10 protein-coding genes are annotated in these 12690 nt (G+C 50.5%); 1 reads left to right on the top strand and 9 read right to left on the bottom strand.

Annotation, left to right across the window (positions count from 1 at the left end; all coding sequences use genetic code 11):
- Nucleotides 1–145: 145 nt before the first annotated feature.
- The 6 genes from P159_RS0107015 to P159_RS0106990 form a co-directional block, all read right to left on the bottom strand.
- On the bottom strand, nucleotides 146–2311 hold the full coding sequence (locus tag P159_RS0107015; protein ID WP_029542732.1) for a S41 family peptidase: 2166 nt from the start codon (nucleotides 2309–2311) through the stop codon (nucleotides 146–148).
- Nucleotides 2312–2329: 18 nt separating this feature from the next.
- A complete protein-coding gene (locus P159_RS0107010) occupies nucleotides 2330–2650 on the bottom strand; it encodes a TIGR04076 family protein (protein WP_029542731.1) in 321 nt (106 codons plus the stop codon).
- Between the two features lie 57 nt (nucleotides 2651–2707).
- Nucleotides 2708–3454 carry an NAD-dependent protein deacylase gene (locus P159_RS0107005; RefSeq protein ID WP_029542729.1) on the bottom strand — a complete coding sequence of 249 codons (747 nt, stop codon included), beginning with the start codon at nucleotides 3452–3454 and terminating at the stop codon, nucleotides 2708–2710.
- 155 nt (nucleotides 3455–3609) lie between these two features.
- Entirely contained in the window at nucleotides 3610–4779 is a 1170-nt protein-coding gene (locus P159_RS0107000) for an RNA-guided endonuclease TnpB family protein (RefSeq protein WP_029542728.1), read from the bottom strand.
- Nucleotides 4780–4784: 5 nt separating this feature from the next.
- Nucleotides 4785–5186 carry an IS200/IS605 family transposase gene (gene tnpA / locus P159_RS0106995; protein ID WP_029542725.1) on the bottom strand — a complete coding sequence of 134 codons (402 nt, stop codon included), beginning with the start codon at nucleotides 5184–5186 and terminating at the stop codon, nucleotides 4785–4787.
- Nucleotides 5187–5400: 214 nt separating this feature from the next.
- Entirely contained in the window at nucleotides 5401–7026 is a 1626-nt protein-coding gene (locus P159_RS0106990; protein WP_029542724.1) for an IS1182 family transposase, read from the bottom strand.
- Between the two features lie 379 nt (nucleotides 7027–7405).
- Between P159_RS0106990 and P159_RS0106985 the strand changes: the two genes are divergently transcribed.
- Nucleotides 7406–9121 (top strand): methyl-accepting chemotaxis protein, encoded by a 1716-nt coding sequence (locus P159_RS0106985; RefSeq protein ID WP_029542722.1) that lies wholly within the window; start codon nucleotides 7406–7408, stop codon nucleotides 9119–9121.
- Nucleotides 9122–9293: 172 nt separating this feature from the next.
- On the opposite strand, the gene P159_RS0106980 is transcribed toward P159_RS0106985, so the two are convergent.
- From P159_RS0106980 to P159_RS0106970, 3 genes are all read right to left on the bottom strand, one after another.
- Nucleotides 9294–10415 (bottom strand): transposase, encoded by a 1122-nt coding sequence (locus P159_RS0106980; protein ID WP_051650208.1) that lies wholly within the window; start codon nucleotides 10413–10415, stop codon nucleotides 9294–9296.
- A 2-nt stretch (nucleotides 10416–10417) separates the two neighbouring features.
- Nucleotides 10418–10699 carry a hypothetical protein gene (locus P159_RS0106975; protein ID WP_185753655.1) on the bottom strand — a complete coding sequence of 94 codons (282 nt, stop codon included), beginning with the start codon at nucleotides 10697–10699 and terminating at the stop codon, nucleotides 10418–10420.
- Nucleotides 10700–11032: 333 nt separating this feature from the next.
- Entirely contained in the window at nucleotides 11033–12637 is a 1605-nt protein-coding gene (locus P159_RS0106970) for a cation:dicarboxylase symporter family transporter (protein WP_029542717.1), read from the bottom strand.
- Nucleotides 12638–12690 lie beyond the last annotated feature (53 nt).

Here is a 12690-nt window from a genome sequence, read left to right as displayed (position 1 = left end):
TATTTAAGTAGGAAAATCCCTACTTTTACTATATCATGCCGCCATCACTGAGTAAAGAAAAACTCGCTGCCCGCTCCCCACAACGCCAAAAGACCCCGAAGCCCCTTAACTCACGGGGTTCGAGGTCCTTCTGCGCAACTTTACCTTACTGCTTGCTCAGCCATTCAGCAATGGCCTTATAGTTGAAATACAATTTGTCCGCCTTATCCCCGAAAGGATAGTCTACTTTCACAGCATGCTCATCGCTGGTGAACTTGCCGTCGGTCATGCGGCCCAGTTTGCTCCAGCCTGACATCCTGGCCACGTGGCCGTAGGCGTCCAGGAAAGGTGCCACGGCGCAGTCGCCGCCGCCCGGCTGCTCGCCGATGATCTTGGCCAGGCCGTCCACCTGGGCGAAGAAGGGCAGGGCGTTGCCGCAGGAATAGGAGAAGCCGCTGGTCAGGATGTAGAAATCATACTGTCCCCCGAAGCCGTCACGGGCATCGAATTTGCCATCCAGATTCGTGTCCACATGATACCACTCTGAGCAGTAATTCTGGTTCAAGGTGTGGTAATAGGTCAGGTTCACTTCCCCATCAGGTGACAGGAAGCCCAGCACAGCCGTCAGGGCGCCTACTGCACCGCCACCATTGTTGGACAGGTCGATGACCACTTTTTTCACCTGGGGCTCATTCTTTATCTTGGCAAAGGCATCATAGAACAGGCCGAAGGTGCTGGCATCGTACACGTTCTCGTCGGGCAGGCGGTAATAGTAAGACGCCTCCTGCAGGCTCTCTTCAAAGCCTTCAAAGTAAATGAAGGCCGTGTCGCCGATGATATCCACCCGGGAGGTGCCGAAATCCGCCGGCTTGAGGGCTTCCATGCGTTCTTTCACCGTAAACAAGCGGTTCGTGTCCTCGCTCTGCATCCGTTCTGCATTGGTGTCCAGCTGGAAATTCTCATCCTTCGTGCCTCTGACCTTCACATACCCCTGAGCCTGTTCCAGCCAATATTTGTACGGCTTGCCACTGTCATCCCGGAAAATATAAGTCAGGATGACGGGATTAAGCTGCAGTTCCTTGCAGGCAGCTTCATACTGGCCATAGGTGCCTTCTTCCCCTTCCAGGAAATTCACGCCCTTGTCCGCTACCTTGTAAGTGATTTTCTGCAAGGCCTTCATGGTGGGCTCGATGCCGCCATAAGCGGTGATGACCTTGGCGGTATTGATATAGGAGCCGGTATCGAAGACGCTGTGGCCCAACATCACCACATCATGGCCGCTGTCAAAGAGCTTGTAGACCACGTCCGTGAAGGCATCGGAATTTTTCTGTGCATCCGTGGACAGCAGCCCTTCCTTCAGCCCGTTCTCCTCAAAGTACTTGTCAAAGCTCTCGATGCCCTTTTCCTTCTTATGGCCGTAATACAGGTCAAACAGCAGGCAGGTGGTCCCATAGGCATAGCGGGCATAAGCAGGCGGAATCTCCTTCTCCTTGGAGAACTTCCCGGAATAATAAGCGGTGGCATAGGGATTCAGCTTGATGTTGGGATTCAGGCTGTGACCGTAAATGTGACCGATGGGCTGGGCAATATCGTAGAAATGGTCCCCGTTGAAGGAGAAATCACTGGCCCCGCTGGGCATGGCAAAGACATTCTGCAGCACCGCAAAGGGCAGCAGCATCTGCCCCTCATGGGCTATCATATCAAGGCCATAAGGGGAAAGGTTAATCTCAAAGCCCGTAGCTTCAGTCTCACCGGAAGGATGCTTCTTGGAAACGGCCTGGGCATTGAATTCCTCTGCCAACAGTATACCGTTAGGCAGAGCCCGCGCCCCATAAGAGCCAAAGAAAGCATCCCAGTCCGCGCAGCGAATTTTCCCCTGCTCCGCATCAAACTCCACGCTGACACCATTGCGCACTACATGGAGAACCTGCCCGTCTTCCTCCATTTGGAAGTCCGCATTGCCATCGTATAGCAAGGACAAATACTGCTGGGCGGAAATATAGGGTACGCTGTCTTCCCCTGCCACATTGTAGACCCGCAGGGTTGCGTATTTATCCAGCCGGCTCGCATACATCCGGGAGTCAAATGACCCGGTCACAGCTGCAGTCTCCCCCAGGGCCGGTGCCCCTGACATGAGCAGCCAGCCTGTCAACAGGCCGCAGAGCAATCTTTTCGTCAGCTTTTTCCTGTGCATATTCATTCCTCCTACTTTCTGGCAAAGCCAGCAGCGAATCGACTCCATGGAAAAATTCTCCCTCCGGCAGGATTTTCCTGCCAGCTGCCCAAGTTTCGACAGGACCTCCTGATTTTTCCTGACAGCCTTCCAGCGCATGCCCTCATATCCTTGCGCTCATTTCCCCTCAGCGTCCTCCTCCAGGGTTTCCAACAGGAAACTCACCGGGCGAAAGCCATCGTTGCAGGAAATCATGGCAGAGCGGGGATTCTTCATCCAGCCATCGTAGAAATCCTCTGCGCCATGCGCCAGCCCCATGACAAAGGGCGACATGGATTCCCAAGCGCTCTCGCAAAGCCCCTCCGGCCGCTGCCAGCCGTTGGCGATGAAAACCGCCCCCTCTTCTATATCACAGGCATGCTCCATGGGATTCTCGTACTTTTCCATCAGATCAGGATAGCAAGCCTTCCGCATGACAGTTATCCGCACTTTCTTCACAGCTGCACCTCCCTATTTACCCATGCCGCGTGCAATCCAGATAATAGCACCTGACAATCAGCTCCGGGCTGCCAGCATATCCATGGCCGCCTTCAGGACTTTGCCAATGGCATCGTGGATTACCAGGTCAGCCCATTCATCAGCCTTGGTCTCGCTCTTGTTGATAAGCACCAGGTTCTGACCCTGGAAATACTTTATGAGGCCTGCCGCAGGATATACCACCAGGGAGGTGCCGCCAATCAGCAGGGTATCTGCTGACCTGATGGCCTGGACGGCTTTTTCCATCACCTGGCTGTCCAGCGGCTCCTCATAGAGCACCACATCAGGCTTCACAATGCCGCCGCAGCGGGTGCAGCGTGGTACGCCTTTGCCTGCCGCCACATGCTCCATTTCATAGGCTGCCTGGCAATCCATGCAGAAATTCCTCTTGACAGAGCCATGCAGTTCCAGCACATTCTTCGAGCCTGCCAGCTGATGGAGGCCGTCAACATTCTGGGTGATGACCGCCGTGAGCTTCCCCATTCTCTCCAGCTCTGCCAGGGTCCTGTGTCCGTCATTGGGCTGTGCCTTCGGATACAGCAGATGTTCACGGTAAAAATCATAGAAATCTTCCGTATGCTCCACAAAGAAGCTATGGGACACCATCTCCTCCGGCGAGAAATGCCTGTGCAGCTTCTGGTGATAAATCCCCTCCGCACTGCGAAAATCTGGTATCCCCGACTCCGTGGACATGCCAGCGCCGCCGAAAAATACCATACTCCTGCTCTGCTCCAACACCTCAGCCAGTCTGGCTATATCATCCATTTCCTTCTCCTCCTCCCCCGCCTTGGCTTAATTGACATACTCCCCCGAATGAATTCGGGGGATTCTAGGGTCACTGAAGAATGCCTTTCTGGCCTTAGCCAAACAGGTCTTCTATCTTCTCTCCTAACGGACGATGCCCCGCCCGTTTTATGAATTCAAGCAGCTTCGAACTGACGAAGTCCCTCTCGAAGGATATTCTTTGCTGCATTACGGTCTCGGTCTATGTGCTGGTTGCCGCAATTTGGGCAATCCCACTCACGGATACGAACATCCTTAATTTCTTTGTTCTGGTATCCGCAATCGTGACAAATCTGACTGGAGGGAAACCACTTGTCTATCTGGACAATGGTAGTTCCGCACCGAGAAGCAACGTATTTCAGGATTGTTAAGAACGCAGAGAAACCATAATCTCCGACTTTTTTGCCATGCCCTTTCTGCATCCATCGCATATTCAGCGATTCTAAGCAGATAAGGGCGTATTTGCTGCACAGCTCGTAGGCAAGATGCCAATGATAGGCTTCTCGCTGGTTCGCAATCTTGCGGTGCAGGCGGGCTTGCTCCTTGAAACACTTCTGGATATTCTTGCATTCCCAGAGCGGTCTTTTGTAGACAGGGGCTTGTCCTTTGCCCTTTTTGACAAAATGGTCAGTGTTGGCAAGAAGTTTGTGGGATACTTTTTTCTGCATCTTCTTGAGCTTGTTGCTATTCTGCCGGAAGAACCGTGGCATATCCACATCGTCTTCCTCTGTCGGAGCAACAAGAATATGGTCTTTGAGACCAAAGTCAAACCCGATACTTTTACCTAATCTGGGAATGACGGTATTCTGTTCCACCTGACAGACAAAGCAAACGTAGATGTCACCCACGGCATCCCGCTTAATCGTTACGGTCTTGACGGTTCCCTCGACTTCTCTGGACTTGTGGTAGCGATATTTTTGTCCGTTGATGACGATGGCGTGATTCTCTTCGTCTAACTTCCAACCAGCCTGTTTGAGCGTGAAGGATTTGGTCTTGCGAACCTTTCTGCAATTGGGAGGACGCTTGTTCTCCTTGCGGAAGAATTTCTCGTAGCCAAATTCGATACGCTCTGCGACATTCTGGACAGCTTGAGAGCCGAATTCCAGAAAGTAGCTGAACTTGGGAATCCTCTTCAGCTTGGTTATGTGCTTCTGGAGTGTCATCTTTTTCAAATGTTTGTGATACAGACGATAGTACCGCTTGTGGAGTTTGACACAATGATTGTATGCCAAGCCAGATGCGTTAATCTGCCTATGCAGTTTTCTGTTGCGATGAGACCGATACAGCTTGAACTTGAACGTTTTCATTGTGTTCACCCCCTTGTCTTTTGAGTATCGACATACCATTTAATTGTCTCGCTGCTGACATTGCCAGCCGTAGAGACGAAATAACTCCTTGTCCAAAGAGCAGTCATCCCCGATAATTGCGGAAATTCGTCCCTCAGAGCATGAGAAGAAGCTCCTTTAATCTTTTTCATGATGTCCGCAGGAGATTGCGAAGGCCAACATTTGAGAAACAAATGCACATGGTCTACATGACATTCCATAGCAAGTATCTCAATCTTGAGTTCTCCGCAAATCTCTCGTGTCAACTCTTTGAAACGGTCTTCAACATTCGGGATAAGAAAAATCTTACGTCTGTACTTTGGACAGAACACAAAATGATAGTTTATGAAGGACACTGTTGTCTTTGTCCTAAAATATATTGTTTCCATATTTATATTCTATCATACCTGTAGACAATTTGCAATATTTTGTCTACAGGCGGCATTCATGGGGCTGTTGCATGAGTGTAATTCCACTTATGCACAGCCCCTTTTCCTTGTTGATGTATAAGAAGTTCCTATTCGTTGTAAAATCCACTAAAAATGAGCACAAGATACCAGGCGGTCTAAAAATCGCCTTTTTTCTTGTGCTCTTATTTTGTATTCAGGCTGCGTTATTCACAGGGAACAGGTGCTGGCCTGCTCTGTCTGACTGGATTTTGCAGTGCAGCTTTTGAATATTGTAAGCCATAGCCACCAGCATGATCTCAACAAGGACATTTGCTGTGCCGCGGCTCAGGAACCTTCGGAAATTCATGTCCGCCTTCATCATTGCAAATGCACCTTCTGCCTGTATGCTTCGGTTTATGCGCAGTTGTACTCCTTCTTTTGAGGTTATACGTTCCAAATCTTCCTGACGTTGGCGCAGAAACTGTTTGGATACTTCAAAGTGCTTGGTTCTCTCCTCCAGCGGGGTCTTGCAATGGTTTCCGTGTATGCACTGGCTCTTCAGCGGGCAATTGCCGCAATCCGCAGAACTGTAAAGGGTTATATTTCTTTTGAATCCTGTCCGGCTGCTGCGTACGAATTCCTTTGCAGCTGCAAGCTTCCTGCCCTGGGCGCATAAATAGGCATCTTCTTCTGGCAGATAGGTCATATTCTCCCTGCGCCCGATATCCTTTTTCCATTTTCTTGTCTTGCTCTTCTCATAATTGCTGGGCTTTATGAAGGCGCGCTGCCCGTTGGTCTCAAGATAGAGGTAGTTCTCTTCGCTTTCGTATCCTGCATCCGCAACCACATTGGGATAGCGGCGCTGCAGATGTTTCTCCATATCCTGAAGGAAAGGAATGAGTGTGGTTGTATCTGTAGGCTGGGGACCGACCGATGCCCATGTGATGAATTCAGAGTCCGTACCGCACTGGATGTTGTAGGCGGGCTTAAGCTGGCCGTTCTTCATGGCATCTTCCTTCATGCGCATGAAGGTGGCATCCGTGTCTGTCTTGGCAAAGCTATTGCGGTTGCCTAGAATGTGCAGATATGTATTGTATTTTTTGAGCCGGGCAATGAACTCGTCCAGCTGCTCCATTGTTTTCTGCAGGGCAGTCTTGCGCTTGCCCGTTCCCTTGACGAAGATGATGTCCTGCGCCTTCTGGCATGCCTTGAGCTTGCGGCGGAGCTTTTTGAGGTGCCTGACATGGATTTCATCGCCGTAATGCAGAGAAAGCGTGAACGCTTCCCTGGCTTTGCTGACAAAGGCAGGAAGCTTTGCCATGAGCTTGGCTTTGTTTTTAAGGACAGCCTTCTTCCAGACAAATTTATACTTGTTGGAGAAAGACTCAATCTTTGTTCCGTCAATGAAGATGTCTTTAAGGGAAATGACACCGAACTGTTCAAGCAGGAAGTCCATCTGGGCAAACAGTTCCTTGATGCAGGGGGCCAGATGTTTGGAACGGAATCTTGAGATGGTAACATGGTCAGGGGCCGGCTTGCCTTCCAGCAGGTACATGAAGTTGATGTCCCTTCGGCAGGCAGTCTCGATCCTGCGTGAGCTGAAAATATGGTTCATTCCGGCATAAACAAGGATGGCCAGCATCTGCCTGGGCGACGCCAGATTTCGATCTATCCTTTGATAGGTCTCCTCCAGTGACTTTATATCCATACCTCCAATGCAGTGGCGAAGCAGGCGGACGGGGTCATCTTTGCTAACCTGAAATTCAAGATTTAAGGGGAGAAACAGTTGATAATTCTCTCCTAAAGACGTATACTCTTTCTGTGAATTTGGTTTTTGCATACCTAAATTCTACACCTAATCCCGGGGCTTGAATGTCCCGGGATTATCTTTTTGCATAAAAAATGAGGCTGCTGCACGTTTGGATTACGTGCAACAGCCCCCTTTCTGCCTTAATTCCTGTAACTATAGTTCTATTCACTTTTCCCACAGTTTTTTCCTCCCCCGCCCTGCCAAAACTTCCCCCTGCCGCGAAGTGTCTCGCCAGCTGTGAATCTCTGCCCTGGCACAGAAAGACAGTTCTGCCCCTAGGGAAAAACTATACCCCCCAAAAAATTTTCTCTACCCATCAGAGAGGAAAGTTTCCCCGTCTGGACGAATAAGAACATCATCGAAATGTGTGCAAAGGCTACCCCCGGAAAAGAGGAGGAGTGAGTTTAAGATGGGACTTATTCACAACATGAAGGTAAACCTGAAGCTCATACTCATCGTGGCCATAGCCGCTGTGGCCATGCTGGCCATCAGCCTGGTGGGCTACCGCTCCCTGGACAGTGCTGACGAAGCCATGGAGAGCATGTACACGCAGGAAATGCAGGGCGTGCAGCATCTGGGCAAAGCCGTGGAGTGGAGCCGCATCATGATGGTGAAGACCCTGCAGGGGGTCATGCTCCAGGGCCACTCCGACCGACTGCAGAAGGTCATCAGCCAGAAAAAGGAAGCTGAAGACGGCTTTGAGGAACAGCTGGCCGCCTACAAGAAGGCCATGCAGGGCACCCCCTATGAGAACACCAGCGAGATTGACCAGCAGTGGGCCAACTACAAGAACGTCATGAACAAGGTCATCAGCCTGGCAGAAGCAGGCCAGTCAGCTGAAGCCATGGACATTTACGAAAGGGACGGCTCCCCTGCCACCCGCGGCCTCAGGGACGCCATCCACGGCCAGCAGGACAAGGTCAATGAAGAAGCCAGCGTGAAAAACCAGGCCAGCACCGATGCCAACAGCCTGGCCGCCAAAATCATCCTGGCAGTCACCGTCATCGCCCTGGCCGTGCAGCTGGCCATCAGCCAGGTCATCGCCGGCAGCATCACCTCTGCCCTTGAGTCCATGCGCCATGTCTGCGAGAAGCTCCGGGACGGCGACTTCCGCGCCGGTGACCACGCTCTGGAGAGAGAGGACGAGTTCGGCCATCTCTCTAGCACCCTCATGCAGATGGAAGAGAAAATGGCCTCCTACATGAAGGGCATCTACGGCACTGTGCAGAACATCAACTCTGCTGCCGCCAATCTGAAGGAAGCCTCCATGCAGTCCGCCCAGGCCGCCGTCCAGTCAGCCGAGGCCGTAGGTGAGTCTGCCCATCTGGTCACCGACCAGGAAAGCTCCCTGAACGACAGCAGCAGCCTCCTGGACAAGGTCAACGAATCCATCCAGGAAATGCGCTCCCATGCCGAAGAAGTCTCCGCCAACTCCCGCCAGGCCGCAGAGGAAGCAGAGCACGGCTATGAGGTGCTGAAAAAGTCCGTGCAGGAAATCCGCGGGGTGGAAAAGACCGTCAGCTCCACCTCGGAAATCGTAGGCAAGCTGGGTGCCCGCTCCGGTGAAATCGGCGCCATCGTGGACACCATCTCTGAGATTGCCAACCAGACCAACCTGCTGGCTCTCAACGCCGCCATCGAAGCCGCCCGGGCAGGCGACCAGGGCCGCGGCTTTGCGGTGGTGGCAGAGGAAGTCAGGAAACTGGCCGAGCAGTCCGAGCAGGCCGCCGAGAAGATTGCCCAGCTCATCGCCACCATGCAGCAGGATACGGAAAGCGCCGTCAGCTCCATGAACGAAGGCTGCGAAGCCGTGGTGGCAGGCGCCCAGTCCGTAGAGAACCTGCAGAAAGTCTTTGAGCAGATACAGGCCCTGGTAGAAAACGGCGCCCAGAAAACTGTCCTCATGGACAAGGCCATCAAGCTGGTCAGCAGCGACGCCCATAATATCTCCGCCTCTGTGGCTGACATCAACGCCAAGGGACAGGTCATTTCCCAGCACATGGAATCCGTCTCCGCCGCCACGGAACAGCAGTCCGCCTCCTCGGAGGAAATCGCCTCCGCCAGCGAGACCCTGTCCAATATGGCCAGAGAGCAGCAGCAGGCCCTGCGCCAGTTCAAATTCTAAATCATACACCTACCTCAAAGGGGCTGTGCATGAGTGTAATTCCACTTATGCACAGCCCCTTTTCCTTGTTGATGTATAAAAAGTTCCTATTCGTTGTAAAATCCACTAAAAATGAGCACAAGATACCAAGCGGTCTAAAAATCGCCTTTTTTCTTGTGCTCTTATTTTGTATTCAGGCTGCGTTATTCACAGGGAACAGGTGCTGGCCTGCTCTGTCTGACTGGATTTTGCAGTGCAGCTTTTGAATATTGTAAGCCATAGCCACCAGCATGATCTCAACAAGGACATTTGCTGTGCCGCGGCTCAGGAACCTTCGGAAATTCATGTCCGCCTTCATCATTGCAAATGCACCCTCTGCCTGTATGCTCCGGTTTATGCGCAGCTGTACTCCTTCTTTTGAGGTTATACGTTCCAAATCTTCCTGACGTTGGCGCAGAAACTGTTTGGATACTTCAAAGTGCTTGGTTCTCTCCTCCAGCGGTGTCTTGCAATGGTTTCCGTGTATGCACTGGCTCTTCAGCGGGCAGTTGCCGCAATCCGCGGAACTGTAAAGGGTTATATTTCTTTTGAATCCTGTCCGGCTGCTGCGTACGAATTCCTTTGCAGCTGCAAGCTTCCTGCCCTGGGCGCATAAATAGGCATCTTCTTCTGGCAGATAGGTCATATTCTCCCTGCGCCCGATATCCTTTTTCCATTTTCTTGTCTTGCTCTTCTCATAATTGCTGGGCTTTATGAAGGCGCGCTGCCCGTTGGTCTCAAGATAGAGGTAGTTCTCTTCGCTTTCGTATCCTGCATCCGCAACCACATTGGGATAGCGGCGCTGCAGATGTTTCTCCATATCCTGAAGGAAAGGAATGAGTGTGGTTGTATCTGTAGGCTGGGGACCGACCGATGCCCATGTGATGAATTCAGAGTCCGTGCCGCACTGAATGTTGTAGGCCGGCTTGAGCTGGCCGTTCTTCATGGCATCTTCCTTCATGCGCATGAAGGTTGCATCCGTGTCTGTCTTGGCAAAGCTGTTGCGGTCGCCTAGAATGTGCAGGTATGTATTGTATTTTTTGAGCCGGGCAATGAACTCGTCCAGCTGCTCCATTGTTTTCTGCAGGGCAGTCTTGCGCTTGCCCATTCCCTTGACGAATATGATGTCCTGCACCTTCTGGCATGCCTTGAGCTTGTGGCGAAGCAGGCGGACGGGGTCATCCTTGCTAACCTGAAATTCAAGATTTAAGGGGAGAAACAGTTGATAATTCTCTCCTAAAGACGTATACTCTTTCTGTGAATTCGGTTTTAGCATACCTAAATTCTACACCTAATCCCGGGGCTTGAATGTCCCGGGATTATCTTTTTGCATAAAAATGAGACTGCTGCACGTTTTGATTGTACGTGCAACAGCCCCTTATAAGGAACTTCTGTTTCATTGAAGCGGTCAAGCTGCGCCTCAGCTTCCTTGCTCAAAAGGGAAACCTCCGCCAGGCGCTCTTTGACCAGGAACTCCTTGGCGGCTTCAGCCAGGCTGCCCAGCATGCTCCTTGCCAATTCCTCGCTGTAGCAGTCACTGCGATATTCACAGCCAAACACAGCTTTTCCATCCCGGATCCTGGCTTCAATATAAAGACGCGCCGGGGATTCAGCCCCAGGCCAGGAGCCGGAAGCCCCTTCCCCCTTAAGCCTTTGCCTCAACATAGGCATCGTCAATATCGCGCAACGAAATAGAAGTGGATTCGTCAACAAGCATTTTTTCCATAGCTTATTCCCTTTCTATCGAACAATCCCCATTACTTAGTCTCCTAGAGCCCGTCAGGCTTTACGTCATATCCTTCAAAAGGCCATCTTTGCTGTTCACTTCGCTGTCAACAGTATATTTCCTGCCGTACAGGCCAAAACCTTCATCACAACCAGTAGCGCAAAATTCTACTCCTTTAACGACGCCCCTCGTTTCCCTATCTCGCCAGCAATGTCAATGAGCTCGCAGTCCCTGACCAACATGGACATAAACGAGGATACATTCACCACAAAGACAGCGGAAACCATCAGCATGCCGATAGAATCGAAGGGCAACCCCAGATTCTTGAAAATAATGGCATAAATAGCCATGATGCCACCCGGGACCGGAGGTGTCGCAATACTGAGCTGCAAGGCCAGAATAATGGTTATAAACAGCGAAAATAACGATAAGGGCAGCTGTGCATCATAAGCCGTATAAAAGACACCAGCCACCAGCGCCGCGGCTGCAGACGGTGAAAACATGGCATGGGATAATGGCAGCCAAAAATCACAAAATTTGCCTTCTATTTTCAGGCGCTCTTTGGCAAAGGCTATATTCATCGACATAGCCGCCGTATTGCTGGCAGTTGAAAAAGATACCAGAAACACATTCGCTCCCTGACGCAGAAAATCAGCCACATTTATACGATACTTATAAACAATATGCATGAGCATAAGCATGCCAAAACCGATGGAAAATGCATAATTGGCGGCCACAATCCGCCATACGAACAAAATTGTTTCCATGCTGTTATCAGCAATCGACTTGAAAACATTCAGGAAGATAGCCGCATATATAACTTTGGAAACAATGTCCATCATCTTGAGAATCAGCTTATTCAACTCACCGACAATGACTTTCAAGTTAGGAACCACATTAGTCAAGGTTAAAATACTGATACCTGTCAGTATCGCCATGAATACTATCTGCAGAATATTTCCCTCGACAAAGGGAACAAAAAAATTGTGGGGAAAAATCCCTAAAAATAATTGGAACAACTCCGATATTGCCAATTTACTTTCCCCATTTATCGCAACAACAGGGAAAAAGAGCTGACATATTCCAGCCGAAAACAATGCCATGCACAACATAATGATAAAAAAGCGGCGTATAACTCTAAGCCCCACATTGCTAAAAGTAGCTACATCCTCCATAAGACAAATCCCATTGACTATAGAGATAAAGACGAAGGGCCCAGTAACCGCAACTATCAGCCCCATCAACGTCTTTAAAAGCGGCTCAGCTGCATCGTGTATGACCGCACCCTGCAATTCTGCGGGCAGTATGCTATTGGCGCCAGCACAGGCTACAGCCAGCAGCGCCGATATAGTAATCGAACCCCCCGGTATTTTTATGGGCTTCCACGCTTTTCTGGCATAGGTACTGATCTCATTATAGCCATTCCGATAAATATAAACTGTTTTGGCTTGCTCATAATTCATGAGTTCTTTTAATATTGGTGCCGGCAATATATCATCATCATCAAAGTCATCATCACTAAGGGGGTTATATGCCTCACCTTTTATGCGAATTATGACTTTAGGTACCCCAAACCACTTTTGAATCTGGAGGTTGTATTGATAATCCTGACCAAAATGTTGTTGGCAACGAAGCAGGGCCTCCTCCAACAAAAGACATATCTTTATACAATCCTCTTCCGATACCAGAGATTTTTCAAAAACCTCACAAACATCCTCAATTGTTGTTTCCAAATCATCATCGCTAAAGCTCAGCCGTTTGCTAACTAACACCCCTCCACCCCCTTATCCATGCAAACCATTCGCAAAACAGCCTATGTGTTGCT

It is taken from the genome of Selenomonas sp. AB3002 (genome assembly GCF_000702545.1).
Taxonomy (GTDB): Bacteria; Bacillota; Negativicutes; order Selenomonadales; family Selenomonadaceae; genus Selenomonas_B; species Selenomonas_B ruminantium_A.
The sequence above is the reverse complement of the archived record's forward strand: the minus strand, read 5'-3'. Positions and strand labels throughout refer to the sequence as shown.